The following is an 18970-nucleotide window of genomic DNA, read 5'->3' on the forward strand; positions in this document are numbered from 1 at the left end:
TAACTTATGATATTTCGAATGCTTTCTTTTTTTGGTTTTTAATAGTTTTTATATAAAATTCTTACCAAGATCACTCACTTCGAAAGACTTTGTAAATATAATGAATATCTTCGTAAGTTGAGGGTAAAGGCTACGACACCCCGCAACTTTAAAACTATGACCTTATCATCAAGGGGTGAATAAGAATGTCGATGAACAAAAACACTAAGTTGAGCAATTTAGTCAAATTGACACTCGCTACATCGATGGGTTTTGTCTTTACAACAGGTGTTTCAGCAAACGTCAATATTGACAACCTAACCGGACTGGCTGCCAGTGGTGGTGGTGATGCTTATGATGTGTACAACTTAAAAGCACTGTATGAGTATGTTAATGCAAACCAGGCATGGAACTCAGGGCTTTATCAGCTGTTAGAATCCGCAACCACTAAAGAAGAAGCGGCGGCGCTGGCGAGTGCTCTCAGCCCAGATCGCAGTGGGGCGTCCTTATACAGCGTTATGTCATCACAATCTCTCTTTTCCAATACCTTACGTAAACGTGGCACAGACTTTATTTTAGGGGATTACGGTAACACTTCTATGTGGGTATCGGTCTTGGGGTCTGAATCAAGTCAGTATGTAACTAATGATGGTAGCAATCGCTACGATGGTTATGACTCAGAATCCACTGGTATTGCCTTCGGTTACGATCTTATGCGTTCAAGTGATGCCATTGTTGGATTAGCATTCAGTCAACAAAAAACAGACGTGGAAAACCGTCTGACTGACCGCACGCTGGATATCGAAAATTACTATGCGGCCTTGCATGGTCTGTTCAAATTTGACGACATGTATCTTTCAGCACAAGGCATTGTTGGTTGGTCTGATTACCTAAGCAAACACAATGTAAATGGTGTTCCTTCTTACTCTGGTTCAACCGCTGAAGATGCAACGTTTGGCGGTGACAACTACGGTGTGAGTGCGGATTTGTACTACCCACTTTACGTTGGTTCTTTTACTGTTCTTCCATCTATTTACGCCGATTACCAATTGGTTCGCGTGGATGGTTATAAAGAAAATCAAGCAGATAATTCTCTCTTAGTGAAAGATTTTGACAAACTTGAGCATGAAGCCTTGTATCTCGGTGTTGGTGTTGAAGTCGCGAGCAGTATTTCAACTAACCTGGGTATTTTCTCTGCACAAGCGAAATTTAAAGCTAAACAAGAAGTGCTTGATCATACCACCTTCTCCAAAGGTCGTCTGGCTAATGGTGGTTATGAATTTTCAGCGCCAATTGCACAACTTGATGACACTTTCTATGAAACTAACGTCGATTTGACCTGGGAAACCGCAAGCAACTTCTCATTTAACCTCGGTGCTCAGTACTCTTGGAGTGATTCACAAGACACGACCATGTTCTACGGCCGTGGCGCGTACTCTTTCTAATTGAGTGGGTTGTATTGAAAATGAAAATGACACTTAAACTCCTGCCACTTGCTGTCTTCTCTGCATTACAAAGTGGCGCGGTCATGGCTGTAGACGTGGATACTACGTCTTATTTGCAGCCTGCGGGACACATGTATTTCTTTGAGCAAGGCATGCCTGCGCCTATTCAGGCGGAAAAAGGTACGCTGAGCTTAAATAATGACTTCCGTAAAGACGGCGATACGGGTCTTAAATGGGAATTTGAGCGTAAAGGTAAGCTCATTTTTAACCAGCCAATTGGCTATAAGCACTTTGAAGCTAACGGTAAAGACCAGTCGACCAGTGCTTTTACTACGTGGATTTACAATACCAAAGCGAACAAAGGTCAATTGCGTTTTTCATTCAAAGAGGCAGGTAAAACTCAAGTCTACTTTGATGTAAATATGGATTTCGAAGGCTGGCGTCAGCTTATGATTCCGTTCGAGGACATGACAGGCAAAGCAACGGAAACCATGGATCAGTTGGTGGTTGACACCATAGATATGGCAGATAAGGGAACGATTTATCTGGATCAGGTGATGGTGAGCATTCCTGTTGATCCTCGTTGGTCAACACGTGACGCACAAGTCCCGTTTGTGAATTTAGCTGCCGATACCGCGCCAAACCAACACTGGTTAGCGTTGCATCGTTATTATGGTTTTATCAACCAATATCAAGATCGCCAGCATGAGAGTGCAAAAGCGACATCATCCGCTAAGGCGCCTCGTTCGATTGCTGACATTCATGAAAAATTGCATACGTTTGCACTTGGTACAGCACCAGGTAACAGCGACGCAAAATTAGCTGAGATCGAAAAGAAATACGCCGCTTACAACCTGAAAGAAGTCGATGGCGTTGTTGTTGGTGAAGGGCTTGATAACTCCAACCGATTGAAACTGTTCCTCGACAAAGGCGTGAATCGTGGTTTGCTTGATGAAAATGGTTTCGAGGTGGTGTTTGATACGGCTGATTTGCGCCGTTATGGTGAGTTAATGCTCGATATTGCGCGAGCATTGCAAGGCAAACTGGATGATAACACGCGTGCCGATCTCACTGATAAGTACGTTAAATTAACGCGCTACGCATTAGCACAAGGCTATACCGCTGAGAGTGGTGTTGGTACTGCACATCACTTTGGTTATACATTGCGTGCGTTATTCCAGGCGCATTACTTAGCACGTGATCTATTGCAAGCGCACGGCTTAAGCAAAGACGTTACTGAGATGATGGTATGGTTCTCGGGGACAGGGCGTATCTACCGACCAGTCGAAGAGATGACCAGCTTCAACGTTGATGTCATGAACACGCAGTTGCGTGGCATGCTGTACAGCATCTTGATGCAAGAAGACGCTGAAAAACGAGACATGTTGTTGGCTCAGTTTGGTTTCTGGCTGTCTAAGTCTATATCAACTTCTCATGGTCTCAGTGGTGGCTTTAAGCAAGATGGTTCTATCTTCCACCACTCTCAACACTATCCAGCCTACGCTAAAGGCGCATTGACAGGGTTAACCCCTGTGGTTGAAGCGTTAGCTCGCACAAAATATGCGATCGACACGCACGCCCATGAAACGCTGAAAAAAGCCACCGCAATGTCGGAAATATGGAGTAACGATGGACTAACATTAATGTCCATTACAGGCCGCCACCCAACGGGTAAAGAAGGCATCTCTGTTGAGCCGTTCCAGCACATGGCAATGGCTGGCACACCGGATGGAAAACAAGATATTGACCCGGATATGGCATCGGCATACCTGCGTTTAACCAAAGGTATGAAAGATGACTCATTCCGTCGTTTCTTGCTAGATAAGGGCTTTAAAGCGGGCTCTGTCCCGCAGGGTAACTGGGCAATGAACTATGCCAGTATGGGCATTCAACGCCGAGATGACTGGGTTGCTGCCGTACGCGGTTTCAGTCGTTACTTAGTCAGCCATGAATCCTATGCGAATGCAAACCGCTACGGGCGTTACATCAATTATGGTCAATTAGAGATCATGGATGCAGACGGTAAGACGCGTGCATTCAGCCATGATGGCTGGGATTGGAACCGTTGGCCAGGCACAACAGCCGTTCAGCTTCCGATGGAGCAGGTTGAAGCGCATCTACTCAACGTTGACCGTTTCTCTGGTTTAGAAGAGATGTTGTTCTCTGAACAAACCTATGCTGGCGCAGTTTCTAATGGAAAAAATGGCTTGTATGCCATGGTGCTGCAAAGCCACCCTAAATACGATGCCTCTTTCCGTGCTAACAAGTCGGTCTTTTTCTTTGATAACCGAATTGTTGCGCTAGGTAGTGACATTGTGACCAAGGTGAAAGACTACCCAACACAAACCACCTTATTCCAACATGCGATTCGCTCTCCACGCGATACCATGCTGGTTAACGGTAATGCTTATCAGGGTTCAGAAACAGCGCTGAAGGCGGCCAGAAATGGTCACCAACAAATCATTGACCCAGATGGGAATGCTTATTTTGTTCCGGGTAACAGCGTCGTTAAAGTCGCGGCTCAGAAGCAGCAATCACTGCATCAAAAGAACAGCTCTGCCACCGAGGGTGAGTTTGCCACGGCTGTGATTGATCATGGTACAGCGCCTGACAAGGCGGGATACGAATACGCCGTTTTAATCAATCCAGAGCAAAAAGAGTTACTGACCTTTGCCAGCACTTTGGATGATAAAAAGGCGGCTCCTTACCGAGTCCTGCAAAAAGATAGCCAAGCACACGTGGTCGTTGACCGTGCGAGCCGAACCACTGGTTATGCTGTTTTTGCGCCATCAGAGTTCAAATCGGGTGTGATTGCGAGTGTAGGCAAACCAGCCATGTTGATGGTGGAGAAGAAAGGCCAAGCCATTAATCTTGCGATGGTTAACCCAGACCTCAACTTATATCAAGGTAAAGAAGCATCGCAATACACCGAAGACGGCGTGCAAAAAGAGGTGAGTATCTACTCTCGTGAGTGGCGTCATAGTCCATCTCAACCAGTAGCGAACGCCGTGGTGCTTAAAGGTCATTGGCAAGCCGATAGCTTACCAACAACGGTTTCATTAACGCGTGTTAAAGACACAACCGTGGTTAATTTCACCACAGTAGAAGCCAATCCGATCCAAATCACACTGAATAAAATTAAATAATGTGTCGCGGGGGTGCCCCCGCGTCCTCTAGAAGGAATAGACATGAGTATTTCAAGTCGTACCGTGTTAGCTGCCGCGATTTCAATCGTATTGTCAGGTAACGTATGGGCTGATGCTGCTAAATCGACAGAGAAAGAGGCTGCGCCAGTCGTTGAACAACAAGTGAACATGATGACGCCGAAGATGCTTTCATTCGAAGAAGCGTCTGTGCCTGATTATGTGTCGATCGATGGTGAAGGTTCTGTTGATGTTACTAAAAAACGTTTTTTGAACGGTTCACAATCTCTGATCTGGAAATATGAACCAAACGCACCGCTTGTTATCGATCAAAGCTTTAACTTCTACCCAATAAAAACCATTCGCAAAGAGTGGGGCCGTTGGGGTTATACCGTTCTTTCTACTTGGGTTTATAACGAAGAAGCAAATGATGGTGAGCTAGAATTCAAACTTGGCTCAAGCACAGCAAAAGCGAAACTCAACTTTACCGGTTGGCGAGCAATCGGCTTTGCTGTGGAGCGTGATATGAATGGCATGCCATCGTCGGTAATGGATGGGCTGAGCATCACACCGAAAACAGACAAAGCTGGACAACTTTACATTGACCGCGTCATGGTCAGTATTGATGATGCCCGCTACCAATGGTCAGACTATACGGTTACGACCGCGATTGACGTACCAGAAATCGATTTCAAACTGCCAAAAGAACTACCGCAAGCAAGCGCAGAAGAAATTGCTGGCGTTACTCGCATCAAAAATGATCTGATCAATTACTACATTAAAGAGAGTAAAGCGAACGCCAAAGTACTGCGTGACATTGATGAAGAATTCGCGAAAATCGGTTTAACTCAACATGCTGATGGTGTGATCAATGGCCCTCACATCATCACGAAAAAACAAAATGTGATTTACCAAGTAAAACACATGAACGCTGACGACAAAGCCTTGGTTGATGGTTACTACTACCTGCGCCCGTTCTCTGAGCTGATGAGTAAAATTGGTCGTGCTTATCTATCAAGTAACGATGCTGCTGTTCGCCAAGATCTGGCTAACAAGTACATTCTGATGTCTAAGCATCTGTTGGATCAAGGTTTCCAAAAAGGTTCTGGCTTAATCGCAACTCACCACTGGGGTTATGCATCGCGTGATTGGTATGCATCAATCCTATTGATGGAAGATGTGCTGATCAAAGCCAATCTAATGAAACCAGTGCATGACGCTTTGTTGTGGTACTCGCGTGAATTTAATGAGCGTGGTTTTGGTATGTTTGTTAACGAAAAGTCCCTGGATATGGACTATTTGAACACACTCTTGCTTGCTCAACTTTCTATGACGCTGACTGTGCCTGATCAGAATGAGCGTGTTGCGTTGATGAATAAGTTTAGTGACTTTATGTCTGCTAACGTGACGCAGGTGCCAGTGGGCTATGAAGATGGTTTCCGTCCAGATGGCACAGCGTGGCGTCATCAAGGTAACTACCCAGGTTACTCATTTGCTGCACTCTCCGCGAGTGGACATCTTGCGTACTTACTGCGCGGCACACCATTCGAGCTGTCTACTGAGGCACGTCAAGTACTGAAGAAAGCGATGCTGGCGGCGCGTACTTACAGTAACAATAACCCAGGTCTGGGTGTGATTGGTCGTCGTCCATTCTTTAAAACCAGTGTGGATAAAGTGGCGATAGGTATGCGTTACCTGGCTTTAGCGGGCGTAGAGTCGAATCAAGTTGATAAAGAGCTAGCCAGTGCTTATCTTCGTATTGAGCAGCTTTCTGCCAAAGATGGTGCGAAGATTTTTAAAACTAAGGTTACACCAGAATCTCACCCACAAGGCTTTACGGCGTTTAACTACGCAGCCATGGGTATCCATCGTTTTGCCGATAAGATGGTGACCATGAAAGGTTGGAACAAATACGTGTGGTCATCAGAGATCTACGGTGGCGGTGGCCCTGCTAACCGTTACGGTCGATACCAATCACACGGTACGGTACAAATTCACAAATTTGGTGAAGAATCTGACTACGGTTACGATGAAAACGGCTGGGACTGGAACCGTCCACCGGGTGGTACCACGATCCATTTGCCGTGGGAGCTACTTGATGCACCAAACCCACACACCACGATGCTGAAAAACGACGTTAAGTTTAACGGGGCAACCAGCTTAGATGGGAAGTACGGTACGTTTGGTTTCATCCTACAAAACCCAATGCTTTACGCGCCAGTAATAGATCCAGCTTTCACAGCGAAGAAAGCGGTGTTCAGTTTCGACAACCGTCTGGTACTGACGGGTAACGATATCCGCAACAATAACAGCGAGTATCCGACAGAAACGACCCTGTTCCAACACGGTATCACTCAATTAACAGACTCTTTGAATGTCAACGGTGAGAAGATCACTCAGTTCCCATACGAAGCGACGTTAACAGAAGGTGATTGGTTGATCGATGGCATGGGTAACGGTTACTACATCGTCAAAGGTGCCGAAATCCAGGTGCGTCGCCAGGCGCAAGAATCACGCGATAACCAGAAAAAACAGCCAACTTTCGGTAACTTCCAATCGGCTTGGATTAACCACGGTGTGAAACCAGATAACGCTGAATATGAATACATAGTCATTCTTGATGCCACACCTACGAAAATGGCACAGGTTGCAGAAGCGGTGAAAGCGGGCGATGTGTACGAAGTGGTGCAAAAGAACAGCAACGTTCACATTGTTCGTGATAAAGCCACGGGTGCAACGGGTTACTCTGTATTTAGTTTTGCACGTATCACGGATAAATACGTTCGCGCCGTGAGTACATCATCTTTAGTGATGACTCAACCAGAAGGTGAAGACCAACTGAAACTAAGTGTGGCAAACCCAGACCTAAACATGGAAAAAAATACGCTCAGTGATTACGCTCCAGTAATGGTGACACTGCACGGTGCATGGGAACTCACGGGTGAACACAGCAACGTGAAAGCAGACGTGAAAGGCAGCAAAACGACCGTATCTTTTATGTGTAAAGATGGTCTGCCAATTCAGGTTACTCTGAGAAAGGCGTAAAACCTGACACAGTGTTAACATTGAATTAAATTTGAATTGAGTAGGAGGAGGCCTCACCTCACCGGCCTCCGTCCTCTCACATCACCGTATAAGTACAATATAAACGTAGGTCGCATACGGCGGCTACGAATAAACTTTCAGCGACACTCGTACCCATTTCGCAATTAGTACAATACAGCCCCAATACCTCGAACCATGATTAACTTGGGGTGTTAATACCAACTCTGACCTCCCTAGCTTACACGCATTACGCTCTGGTATCTTGTTGCTGTAGCTATGCTGTATCTGCGATTACGATATTTAAGTCGGTAGCATCTTAGGCGTCGCCCGAATTCGTCCACACGCTGCTGCTTTGCCGTATGGCGAGTTTAAAGTAGTGTTGCTAACCTCTTAGGTATTGAATTAACTCGGCTATTATAATCTGTAACTCTCAACTTCGATTACGCTTCGTTATCTGGCGAAGCACATACGCACCCGTTTAAAGCTTGTCGATGTTTCGAAATGGTCGCATCGATGTCAAGTGCACATCCTTTATTTCTTCTTCACGCATCTAAGTTCTTGATTTAATTTGGTTGTAGAGCAGATTTTCTCCATCAACTCAGTTGAGGTCACCAAGACTCACCCTCCTGTCTACGCCTACCATGCTTGCCATTCTTCGTTGCTATGAGTTGTACTGGCGGTATCACCTATCGGGACGTAGAGATGTTATTTATCTCGTTATGAATCAACATAATTGAGTGTCATAACAAGAGCTGGCAAGACAGAGCTTGCTATAGATTCATTTCTTCCTTGGTACTTCCAACATTAAAACTCTCCGTAGGAGCGCGGAGTAATTATCCCCAAAAAAAATTCAGATTTAAAATGTTACAATGTCACATTTTAAATACAGAAGGCTCCTACTCTATCAATTTCTGAGAAGTGTAATTCTCGGAAATTGACAAAAATTTAAACTTCAGTATGGTCTGAGTGTGGTAAAGACAATAAAGATGGCCCGTAAGAGCGTTTTGAGACAATAAAGATTGTCCTTATGCTCGGCACTCAGGATGTTTCAAACGAACATGAAGGTTGATAAAGTATGATCGAAAACCAATTGTCGCTCCTTGGCGACTTTTCCGATGTACGGCCAGAGCATGTAGAAGCGGCAATTCGAGCCGCGCAGAAAAAAGGCGTTAATGTCGCCACGAGCCCACAGTTTCAAGCTGTTTTTGACCATCTTCTCCATGAATTTGAAAAGCGAAAAGAACGCTATTCCCCAAACACGTTGCGTCGCCTCAAAAGTGCTTGGAAATGCTTTGTTGACTGGTGCGTAAGGAACCACCGCGATTCCTTACCCGCGTCACCTGCCACGGTAGAAACCTTCTTTATTGAACATGCCAGTGAGTTACACCGTAACACGATGTCAATCTATCGTTGGGCGATATCTCGCTTTCACCGCGTCACTGGTTGCCCTGACCCTTGCATTGATATTCATGTTGAGGACAGGATCAAAGCGATATCTCGGAAAAAAGTGCGTTCTGGTGAAGTCATCAAGCAAGCGTCTCCCTTTACCGAACGACACTTAATGAGCTTGATTGAGCTTTGGGGTGGCGACGAAAGATTATTGATCAAACGTAACCTAGCTTTACTAGCTGTTGCTTATGAGTCCATGCTAAGGGCCGCTGAATTAGCAAATATTCGCCTCTGTGATCTTCATCTGGAAGACGGAATCGCCATTCTGACCATTCCTGTCACTAAAACAAATCATTCGGGGGAGCCGGATACTTGCGTACTTAGCGAGGATGTGGTGAACCTAATTTTGGATTATACCGATGCGGCAAAGCTCGACAATGGCGCAAAAGGCTACTTGTTTGTTGGTATTTCCAAGCACAATTCGTGCATTAAGCCTAAAGTGGATGAGGCAACGGGTGAGCAAATCCATAAAGGCATTACAACTAAACTGGTCGAAAAAATATTCTATTCAGCATGGCATGATCTTGGCCTAAAACGTCATGGTATTAAACCATTTACCGGACACAGCGCACGAGTCGGCGCAACACAGGACTTGCTTAGAAAGGGCTACAGTACGTTACAAATACAGCAATCAGGCCGTTGGTCTAGTGAGGCAATGGTTTTGCGCTATGGGCGAGGTATCTTGGCGCGTGAAAGCGCAATGGCGAAAAGTCGTATTAAGAAAACTTAAATTGTCACTCATACTACAACTAACTAAATAACTGCTCCTAGAACACCGATCAGTTTAAAAATCACACAGTGACTTCAGATGCGTATTTCGTGATTGGCAGAAAAGCGTGGTTGTTCGCCGATACAACGCAAGGCGCCAATGCGAGTGCTGTCTGTTATAGCTTGGTGGAAACGGCGAAACTCAATGGTCTAGAGCCGTACCAATACTTACACATCCTTCTTACTCAGTTGCCATACGCAGAAACCGTCGAGCGAATCGAGGCGCTGCTACCTTGGAACATCAAAAAAGATTAAATAATCACCATTATCCGTTTATGACCTGCTGAGTATTGAGCGGATACACAACAACCATGATAGAACTCATTAAGGAAGAATATAGTGTGGCAGAACGCCAATATAAACATTAGAAGATGGATAAATCTATCTGGACTGAAAGAATCCAGCCAAATATAATCTGACAGTCACCAAATCGAAAAGAGGGCAACTGTCAGGTAAGATATTAATTAGTAAAGAATTATTGGTGTGATGCTTGCACAATAATGACGTTAACACCTTGCTCTTGTAATTGCTTCAAGTATTCATCTGGGATGCCTGAATCAGTGATTAGCGTATCGATATTGTTAAACGCTCGAATCATGTGGCAGCTACGTTTGCCAAATTTACTTGAGTCAGCAACCGCAATTATTGTGTCTGATACTTCACACATTAGTCGGTTAAGTGATGCTTCCTGTTCGCTGTAAGTAGTAATACCAGCTTTTATATCGAAGCCATCTACACCTAAGAATACTTTATCGAATCGATGATTTTTTAATCCATCTTCTGATTTTGGTCCAGAAAAGGACATTGCTTTTTTTCTTAAAACGCCACCAGTCATTAAGACCTCAACGCCAGACTTAGATGAAAGTTCCATCGCGACATCAAGCCCATTAGTCATGACGACCACGTTATCCACATTATTTAAGTAACGTGCAATTTCTAGTGTCGTTGTGCCTGAATCAATGATTATTGCATCACCTTCTTCAACTAGCTTTGCTGCAGCCTTACCTAAAAGTACTTTTCCCTCAGAGTTGTGACGTCTTTTTTCGTGAACCGACAGCTCAGAAATTAATCCAGAATTAGGAATTGCTGTGCCGTGCGAACGAATAACATAACCATTCTTTTCGAGAAATGAGAGATCGCTACGAATTGTAACACTAGACACATTAAACTTAGAGGCTAAGTCTTCAACACGGGCTCGGCCGACAGAATTAACTAGCTCTATAATTTCATTGCGTCTTTCGACCGCCGTTATCATTGGATTACTCCTAGAACATGAAACCAACTTTCATTTTGTTTCTTTAAAGATATTCTATATTAAATCGAAAGTGATCCTACAACAAGTTATACCAGTTCAACATGTAGAGTATTTACCCTTCGTTTTAGATTTAGATGTTTCGATTATGTTATATATCTAAGGCAAGCGCATGAGTGCCTAAGTTTTTCATTACCTGACTAAAACTAGCACTTAACACCGCCTCTAGCATGGATTCATCATGCGGTACTCTAGCTCGACAGATTTGCCTTTCTCAAGGCGGAGGTTTTCAACCATTACAATGCCCTTCGCCCCTTTCCAACGAGAGAAGTTCATACACATCTGTAGAAAATGTCGCTCTTCAAACTTGATACTAAGGAGTTTGTCTTCTAGTACGGGCGTATTTTCGGGCAAAACAATAACTACCACTACCGCTAAAAACGGTGGTTTTGGGATGACAATAAAAAGGGACAGTTGAAGCATTAGGGCGATTAGCAGCATGATATCAAAACGCTCTGAGCTGCTCGTTCGGCTATGACGCAGGCCCAGACCGTAGGCAGGACTTTTCAAGTCTCGAAGGTTTCTTCAATCTGCATTCGCTTCGAATAGATATTAACAAGTTGTTTGGGGGTTCGAATTTCAACCGGTAAGTTAGTTGCTAGAACCCATGGCTCCTTTGCCGACGCTGAGTAGATTTTAGGTGACGGGTGATGACAATGAGTCCGTGTCGAGCGCTGATTTTTTCGGCCTTTAGGGCGAGATTTATACAATAGAATTTGGCATGAGATTGGATTGCTTTTGGTCATCCTCTTATCGCCTAAAGTCTTTGAGTGACTTGATAACATGTCATGTAAGTTGCTGATAGGTTTCCAGTTTTCCGCTCCTAGGTCTGCATATTGTACTTTTCCTCTTACTCGACTTAACCAGTACCAACCCAGCTTCTCAACGGATTTATACCATGGCACTTTAAATCCAGCATCACTGACAATGAGCGGTGTGGTGTTACTCGGTAGAATGCTTGCAAGGTCGGCTAGAAATTGGTCATGAGCTTTCTTCGAACATTGCTCTGAAAGCAGGAACGCTTTCTCATAAAGAGTAACAGAACGACCGTGTAGTGCGACTGAAGCTCGCAATACCATAAGCCGTTTTTGCTCACGAATATCAGACCAGTCAACAAGTACAATAGGCATCGTATTGCCCGAACAGATAAAGCTAGCATGCCAACGGTATACAGCGAGTCGCTCTTTGTGGAGGTGACGATTACCTAACAATCGGTCGATTCGTTTGATGTTATGTTTTGTTCTCGCTTTGGTTGGCAGGTTACGGCCAAGTTCGGTAAGAGTGAGAGTTTTACAGTCAAGTAATGCTTGGCAAGCCAACGTTAAGCTGTTGAGTCGTTTTAAGTGTAATTCGGGGCAGAATTGGTAAAGAGAGTCGTGTAAAATATCGAGCTCGCACATCTTGTTATCTGATTATTGATTTTTGGCGAAACCATTTGATCATATGACAAGATATGTATCTACCTTAAATTGATGATTTTTATCAAAATCATTAGGGGATTCCTCAGAGCTCAGTAGCCCCCCCATAGCTCTTGACGGACCATCTCAGGCTTTTTACTGCGTAAGGTAAATTGATTCTTAAGTAGCGATGACTTCATTTCTCTATAACCAACCTCAATTTCCCATCGATGGCTGTATAGGTCAGCGATTTCTGCGCTAGGGTAGCGCAAAGCATCGGTCATCGACGTGAGGATATTGACCTCTTTTCCCTTAATCGTTTTGGTTATGAGCCTAACCGTCACTGACTCTGGTAAATCCGAGAACTTCTTTCTGGCTTGAGGGCTAGACTGCAAGCGGACTATTCTATCATTCCTGCCAAGCTTACTGATTATCGTATACTGCGTACCTTTCTTCATTGGCATTAACCAATGGCGCTCAACGCCTGTCGACGCCCAGCGATTGAGTAGACCTAGTGAGAAAAAGCCTCTATCAAACAGGGTTAAGCTATTATCTGGTGTCGTGTCGATGAGTTGTTCAGCCAATACCATTTCATTGGTTTTGTAGCTATCGAATGCACTTGCAATCAGCATATGACTTGTCACTTCCATCTGGCACACCATACGAACTTGAGGGAAGGCGCCTTCGCTATTTTGGTTCGAGGGGGCTTGAAAGGTGTCCCTATTTTCATCGCTGTCCGGTGTTCGCCATACCACGCCATCGACAGCAAGAAGCTTTAAGCCAGCCCAAGTAGGATGTTGAGCCTCTTCATTCCACAACTTCTGACTTTGAACAAAAACTTCTTTCACTGCCTGCTCACCAAGTCTCTGTCTCGCCTGAACGATGGCGCTAGGAGCGACAAGCGCTCGTTTTCCAGGCAGAGCCAATTGAGCTTTGGAAACGATACTCCACAGAGGTTCTTGTCGATAGAGAGACATAGCAATCACAGACCAAACCGCCATATCAAGAGGGATTCTGCGCTTTCGAACCATTGCTACCCCCGACGTTTCAAGACATTGATTAATGAAGTCTGGGCACAGGATGTCACTAAGTTGTCCTAGTTGCTCTGTATTTGGAGCATAGCTATTGGCGAGTGAGAGGGCTGTCGTTAATTGCAAAAGAAAAGGCTCTAAGTGGGAATACTTAGAGCCTTTATAAGCTATCTGCAGGATCGTTCAACCGATCATTTTTGGCTTAACTGATCGGCATTAGGCTGATACCCCTTTTCGATTAATAAACGGTTTGGAAAGTTGTACGATATGTCCAACGTTTTCCTTGCACAATGACGACAGCTCGGCTGTCTTCCGCCACCTTATAGATGACGCCGTGCATATTTGAGTCGATACGTGGATCGTTTGGATCATTGCAGGTTATTGCACCATTAGAGACACGATAGAAGTTCGACATCCTCTTTACATCAGCATTTAACTGGCATGTCAGCATAAAGTCCAGTTGAGCAAACATGCGATCATCATTAGAGAAGATGAGTGTCATACGTTCCCAATCTGCATAGCTTTGATACATCAGATCAAAATCAGCGAGTGTTGGCAGTTTGGTGTACGTGGTGTCAACAAGTGTTCTGTCACCCTCATCTTTGACTAGCGCGGACACATTACCCTTTGAAAAATGAAACTGAACGGTGGAGTTTTGGTAATGATAGTAGTCGCCAAGTTCCGATTTCACGAAATGGTTCGTATCTATATAAGGACCAATTAAACTGTTGTCGACCACAATGCTACGATTTGAGCTGCTTATATAACCATCCTCGTATCGTTGTGGTGGTCTATATAAATAGATCGCATCTTCATTCGAGCTATAAAAAAGAGAATCCCCACTCTTATCTTTATAAACACCATCGTAACTTTCTGCTAACTCTGATGGAGAATCAGAAGAGCCATTACAGCCCGATAATACGATTGGTAATGTTATTGCCATTAACAAGCTTAAATATTTTTTCATTTTATTTACTAATCTCACTTAAAAACTGTCATTAAAATATGACTTCATAATTATTATGCAAATAATTATCATAATCAAGATAAATATAATTAAACAAGCATACATAGACTGAAACTTAAGAATTAAGTCCTGAATAAATCCCGTCTAACGTGATATTTTCCTTTAATTTCCTCTATTCGGACTTTCACGCGTTATGGGTATATAGCTAGAGGTCCATTCAAGTTTGTCACCTATTTCTAACCAGGCTTTGGGCTGATGCATTCAAATATAGGTAACAGCCACACATCCACATTTTTTGCCGCTTTAAACAGCGAGACCGATGGCATTATCTGCAGCGCTGTACTGCGCCTAATGATTAGCGCAAGCAAACTGGACCAGATAAGCCCATCAACGATGGCCTTTTGTACCGTGACAAATCGTTGCCAGTTTGTGTGAGATTTTAACTCCTTAAAAAGCAACTCCACCTGCCATAGACAGCGGTAGATCGTTATGATGTCATCCGCTGTATAGGTGTCCAGAGCGTCCGCAATGAATGGTTAGAATTTAGTCATTGACTTAAGAGGCCGGGGTTCATCATGCAACGTTTCTGCTTCATTGGCACACTAATTTTGCTTGGCTCAGCTCTTAGCATGTTAAGCGCCATGTGTCTTAAACCTGCCAAATTTTCAGCCGCGTTTTGTCGGTAAATCTGACAAGCATCTTCTCGCATGCTCACATCTAAAATCCAGTGCATTGACTCTATGCCCAGTGGGCTTGAATGGCATTTCCTGCCTGCTCCGCGGTCAGGTCTGCTGAAACTTATGTAGTAGCGGTACTCCAACTTTGGCGCTTTACCTTTGGCTACTCGGTAATTTTCAACCATGACAATACTGGCGAGTCCACTCCACGTTGAGAAGTCACCCTCTAACTCACTAGCCTTGAGTACATGGCAATGTACGTGCTTCAACGCGGCCTTTTTGTTTCTCGATTTGGTAGGTGGTTTTGTCAATCGGGGCACGGCGGTGTGGGGCGAAGGCTGTCTGTATGGCTGCCGACAACTTGTCTTGATTACCCTTTACTGCCAACAAGTAATCCCCGCCCTTGCTAGTGATCGCCTTGGCAATCTTGGTCTGACAGGCCATCGCATCAATCGTCACGATAGCTCCTCGCAAGTCGAGCATCTTAACAAACCTGAACTTACCCTTACAAATTTTTTATGACAAAAAGCCTTGATGTTTTTTATGACAAATCTATCTTTGATATGTGGGTAAACATATCGAGGATTAAACGCATTAAGAAAAATGTTTCGATGTTTATGGTGACTACCGACTGCTTTCCGTCGAGGTTCTAGCATGGAGATCAGAATGGAATTATGCGGAGTATTGAGCGCTTACACTATGTCTTGCCTCTCTTCGTTAGTTGCAGATCCATTTCCGACTTCTCCACATATTTCTAACATAGCTGTAAGGGTTCTACTCTTTACTGAGACTCCGTATACACTGAGAATTTGTTACCTGTTTATCTAAAACCTTGTTTATACCAATATAAGTAAAAATATGATCTAATTGAGGCCATTAAACGATAAAACTTATTCGCTATGGACAGTCTCAATAATATCGACTTTAAAAAGCTCGCAAGCCAGCAGAAATCTATTCAGATGAAAATGAGATTGCTGGCCCTCGCTCATTTCAAAGATGGACACTCTCGCACCCAAATCGCCAAGTTTCTTATGGTGAGCCGAACCAGTGTTAATAAGTGGGTTCACACTTTTCTTGAATAAGGATTAGAAGGGCTGAAGAAAAAGCCAAGAACGGGACGACCACCCTTCTTAACTTCTGAGCAAAGAGAGCAATTGCTTAGTTCTGGCTTAACCAGATCTCAGGTAAGGTTAGACAACCATCGACGAATGGTAGATAAGTGAACGTTAAGACCAAATATCCGATTCACTTCAATCGCCATCAGTTCGGCACTCCAACGTAAATGCTGATATCCCAAATTATGAGGATTCAGTACGAGTAAAACGGTCAATACAGCGGCAATTTGAAGAAAAGGGCGTATAGCGGCTCTACTTTCCAAGCCATCTATGCGTTCACCCAGCCCTTTACTCAGACTTAGAGAATGCCCAAATAGTGCCCCACGACGCCAAGCGCGAGTGTGCCAAAAATCAGTACCGGTGGCTTGGCAAAAAAGCCTTTGCCACGCACCATTTTGAACATGAAGAACACGAGCGCCAGTGGCAGCAGGTTCGGCATAATCTTGTCAAACAAATCGTGCTGTAGAGAGACCACTTTGCCACCCATTTCGAGCTCCAGCGTGGTGTGCACTTTGATGAAGGTAGCGGTCAACGCACCAATCACGAACAGACCCATGATGTTAGCCGCACGCGCGAGCTTCTCGGTCACGCCACTCATGGCGCTCATCGCTTTCGCACCAGCGTTGTAGCCAAGAAACACCAAGCCAAAGTACGCTAAGAAGTGCGGAATTTGGTACAGTACGAAGAACACAAATGGGCCGGCAATCGAACCATCGACGGCAATCGCCGCACCCAGTGCTAAAGTCAATGGCATCAGTGTCATGTGGTCAAGCGCATCCCCGATACCACCTAGTGGCCCAAGACCGGCTACTTTCACGGCATTGATGGTGCTTGGCTTTTCTTTGTTCTCTTCCATTGCCACGGACAGACCAAGTAGAAAAGTGAACAGTTTTGGCGAGCTGTTGAAGAACTGGAGGTGGTTTTTCAACGAGGTCGAAAAATCACGTTTGTTGTTGCCGTGAATTTTTTTCAACGCTGGGATCATCGAGTACGCGTAACCGCCAGCCTGCATACGTTCGAAGTTAAAGTTGCCTTCCATGAACAGGCCACGCAGGGCACACATAATAAGCTCACGCTTGGTGATCACTTTACGTACTTCGTTGTCTTGGTATGCATCAATCTCATCGGTGAAACGTTCTGTTTGCTCCGCTTCTTTTGGAAGCGCGTCTGTATTAAATACCGTCGTCATCGTAATTCTCACTTTGCACAGAGTTATTGCCTACTGCTGCCTGGGTTTGGCTGCCTGTCATGAAGTAGTAAAGGACCGCGGCTGATCCACCGAGTACCGCTACCGCCATGATCGGCAGTTTAAGGTATGTGGTCATCACGAAACCAATGAAGAAAATCCCCGCCATCTCTTTGTTCCACATCACTTTTAACAGCATGGCAAAACCGATAGCGGGCACCATTTTCGCACCGATACCTAGACCTTCAAGCAGCATAGTTGGCGCATTTTCATCAATCCACTGTGCCGCATGCTCACCAAAGTATACCGTGATGAACGCGACCACCGAGTACATCGTGGCACGGGCAGTCAAAATGCTGATTAATAAGAAGTCGATACCACGAGAGTCACCGCGCTCAGCGCAGTCGTCCGCTTTACCCATTGCGAACGAGGACATGGCAAAGAAACCGATGATCAACATCTGCATCAGTACCGCAATTGGCATGCCCACACCCATTGCGATTTCTGGAGTTTGGTTGGTCATTATGGCAAACGCCACTGCGGCAATGGTCCCCATGGTCACATCTGGCGGCTGAGCGCCCGCGTTTGGCACCAGGCCAAGCCACGCAAGCTCTAAAACCGCACCGGTCATCAGACCAAGTTCCAGATCACCCATGATCAGGCCAACAATCGGGCCAGTGATCAGCGGACGGTGAATGTTCAGTGCCACATCGTATTTATCGATACCACACAGGAACGCCCACACCGCTACAAGCATTGCTTCAAATAGCATTGTCTCTTTCCTTTATTTGGGCCGGGGATAGTTTTCCTATACCGGCGGTTGAGAATTACGCACTCGCTGTCGCTAGTGTCAACACCTCAACCGGATCTTGGTCTGGGGTGTTCTGGATAGTCGAGAGCACATTACATGCAGCGATGCGCTCAAACGCCGTGATATCTTTCGCATCCACCGATACGGTTTTGGTGATTTGACGTTTACCCTCATGGAAGTGCATGTTACCCACGTTCACCGCCTTAATAGGTACGCCGCCTTCAATCAAACGCGCAACGTCGGTTGGGTTCGAACACACGATAAAGATTTTTTGCTCAGGCTTGGCTTTACCAATGATGGTGCACAGCTTGTCGACTGAGTAAAATGAGGTTTTGAACTCTCCGCCAGCCGAGGCACGCATCGCTGCTTGAGAGAACTCGGCGGTTGGGCCTTCGGCCACATCGTCGTTACACACGATACAAGTGTTAGCGCCAGAAGCCGGCATCCAAGTAATTTTCACTTGGCCATGTAATAGACGCTCGTCTATTCGGCACCATACAATATTTGCTGACATAATATTGAAACCCTCAGTTATGATTCAAATTGGTGGATGATCACGCCTTGCACGACACGGTTGACTTCGCCCGTTGGGCAAGGATTATCCAGAATGACTTTTATTTCGTTTCTACGTTAGCTCTTAAACAT

General features: G+C 44.9%; 11 protein-coding genes and 5 pseudogenes. 6 read left to right on the top strand and 10 right to left on the bottom strand.

Annotation, left to right across the window (positions count from 1 at the left end; translation table 11 throughout):
* Positions 1 to 191 precede the first annotated feature (191 nt).
* The 5 genes and pseudogenes from EWA64_RS00565 to EWA64_RS00585 form a co-directional block, all read left to right on the top strand.
* Entirely contained in the window at positions 192 to 1424 is a 1233-nt protein-coding gene (locus tag EWA64_RS00565; RefSeq protein WP_061894764.1) for an autotransporter outer membrane beta-barrel domain-containing protein, read from the top strand.
* Between the two features lie 26 nt (positions 1425 to 1450).
* Positions 1451 to 4570, top strand: coding sequence for a chondroitinase family polysaccharide lyase (locus EWA64_RS00570; protein WP_061894763.1), 3120 nt, complete (start codon positions 1451 to 1453; stop codon positions 4568 to 4570).
* 42 nt (positions 4571 to 4612) lie between these two features.
* Positions 4613 to 7612, top strand: coding sequence for a chondroitinase family polysaccharide lyase (locus EWA64_RS00575; protein WP_061894762.1), 3000 nt, complete (start codon positions 4613 to 4615; stop codon positions 7610 to 7612).
* A gap of 1075 nt (positions 7613 to 8687) precedes the next feature.
* Positions 8688 to 9791 carry a tyrosine-type recombinase/integrase gene (locus EWA64_RS00580; protein WP_061894761.1) on the top strand — a complete coding sequence of 368 codons (1104 nt, stop codon included), beginning with the start codon at positions 8688 to 8690 and terminating at the stop codon, positions 9789 to 9791.
* Positions 9792 to 9877: 86 nt separating this feature from the next.
* Positions 9878 to 10084: pseudogene (locus tag EWA64_RS00585) on the top strand (transposase domain-containing protein); the annotation flags it as partial.
* A 220-nt stretch (positions 10085 to 10304) separates the two neighbouring features.
* Here the strand turns inward: EWA64_RS00585 and agaR are convergent.
* The 7 genes and pseudogenes from agaR to EWA64_RS00620 all read right to left on the bottom strand — a co-directional run bounded on the left by agaR (position 10305) and on the right by EWA64_RS00620 (position 15696).
* The gene (gene agaR / locus EWA64_RS00590; protein WP_061894759.1) at positions 10305 to 11084 is read right to left on the bottom strand and encodes a transcriptional repressor AgaR; all 780 of its coding nucleotides are present in this window, start codon (positions 11082 to 11084) and stop codon (positions 10305 to 10307) included.
* Positions 11085 to 11540: 456 nt separating this feature from the next.
* A pseudogene (locus EWA64_RS00595) lies at positions 11541 to 12541 on the bottom strand (IS4 family transposase); the annotation flags it as partial.
* Positions 12542 to 12660: 119 nt separating this feature from the next.
* Positions 12661 to 13695: pseudogene (locus tag EWA64_RS00600) on the bottom strand (IS4 family transposase); the annotation flags it as partial.
* A 112-nt stretch (positions 13696 to 13807) separates the two neighbouring features.
* Positions 13808 to 14536, bottom strand: a complete 729-nt coding sequence (locus EWA64_RS00605) for a hypothetical protein (RefSeq protein WP_061894758.1) — start codon at positions 14534 to 14536, stop codon at positions 13808 to 13810.
* A gap of 115 nt (positions 14537 to 14651) precedes the next feature.
* Positions 14652 to 15051: pseudogene (locus EWA64_RS00610) on the bottom strand (IS4 family transposase); the annotation flags it as partial.
* Positions 15052 to 15083: 32 nt separating this feature from the next.
* A complete protein-coding gene (locus tag EWA64_RS00615; protein WP_139045687.1) occupies positions 15084 to 15533 on the bottom strand; it encodes an ISAs1 family transposase in 450 nt (149 codons plus the stop codon).
* Positions 15448 to 15696, bottom strand: coding sequence for an ISAs1 family transposase (locus EWA64_RS00620; protein WP_139045692.1), 249 nt, complete (start codon positions 15694 to 15696; stop codon positions 15448 to 15450). The genes EWA64_RS00615 and EWA64_RS00620 overlap by 86 nt, the downstream gene beginning before the upstream one ends.
* A 476-nt stretch (positions 15697 to 16172) precedes the next feature.
* On the opposite strand from EWA64_RS00620, the pseudogene EWA64_RS21200 reads away from it, so the two are divergent.
* A pseudogene (locus tag EWA64_RS21200) lies at positions 16173 to 16358 on the top strand (helix-turn-helix domain-containing protein); the annotation flags it as partial.
* Positions 16359 to 16626: 268 nt separating this feature from the next.
* On the opposite strand, the gene EWA64_RS00630 reads toward EWA64_RS21200, so the two are convergent.
* Genes EWA64_RS00630 through EWA64_RS00640 form a run of 3 tightly spaced genes read right to left on the bottom strand, consistent with a single transcriptional unit; the run spans position 16627 to position 18842 of the window.
* Complete coding sequence (locus EWA64_RS00630) at positions 16627 to 17517, bottom strand: PTS system mannose/fructose/sorbose family transporter subunit IID (protein WP_061894819.1); 891 nt, start codon at positions 17515 to 17517, stop codon at positions 16627 to 16629.
* Positions 17501 to 18286 (bottom strand): PTS N-acetylgalactosamine transporter subunit IIC, encoded by a 786-nt coding sequence (gene agaW / locus EWA64_RS00635; RefSeq protein WP_045571298.1) that lies wholly within the window; start codon positions 18284 to 18286, stop codon positions 17501 to 17503. The genes EWA64_RS00630 and agaW overlap by 17 nt, the downstream gene beginning before the upstream one ends.
* A gap of 55 nt (positions 18287 to 18341) precedes the next feature.
* Positions 18342 to 18842: a PTS sugar transporter subunit IIB gene (locus EWA64_RS00640; protein ID WP_139045691.1), complete on the bottom strand. Its 501-nt coding sequence runs from the start codon at positions 18840 to 18842 to the stop codon at positions 18342 to 18344.
* Positions 18843 to 18970 lie beyond the last annotated feature (128 nt).

This window comes from Vibrio cidicii (genome assembly GCF_009665415.1).
In the GTDB taxonomy this organism is placed as follows: domain Bacteria; phylum Pseudomonadota; class Gammaproteobacteria; order Enterobacterales; family Vibrionaceae; genus Vibrio; species Vibrio cidicii.

Coding starts and splice junctions, on each gene's coding strand:
- EWA64_RS00580 (WP_061894761.1), top strand. CDS start 8,688: ATGATCGAAAACCAATTGTCGCTCCTTGGCGACTTTTCCGATGTACGG.
- EWA64_RS00620 (WP_139045692.1), bottom strand. CDS start 15,696: ATGCTCGACTTGCGAGGAGCTATCGTGACGATTGATGCGATGGCCTGT.
- agaW (WP_045571298.1), bottom strand. CDS start 18,286: ATGCTATTTGAAGCAATGCTTGTAGCGGTGTGGGCGTTCCTGTGTGGT.
- agaR (WP_061894759.1), bottom strand. CDS start 11,084: ATGATAACGGCGGTCGAAAGACGCAATGAAATTATAGAGCTAGTTAAT.
- EWA64_RS00605 (WP_061894758.1), bottom strand. CDS start 14,536: ATGAAAAAATATTTAAGCTTGTTAATGGCAATAACATTACCAATCGTA.
- EWA64_RS00575 (WP_061894762.1), top strand. CDS start 4,613: ATGAGTATTTCAAGTCGTACCGTGTTAGCTGCCGCGATTTCAATCGTA.
- EWA64_RS00570 (WP_061894763.1), top strand. CDS start 1,451: ATGACACTTAAACTCCTGCCACTTGCTGTCTTCTCTGCATTACAAAGT.
- EWA64_RS00565 (WP_061894764.1), top strand. CDS start 192: ATGAACAAAAACACTAAGTTGAGCAATTTAGTCAAATTGACACTCGCT.
- EWA64_RS00630 (WP_061894819.1), bottom strand. CDS start 17,517: ATGACGACGGTATTTAATACAGACGCGCTTCCAAAAGAAGCGGAGCAA.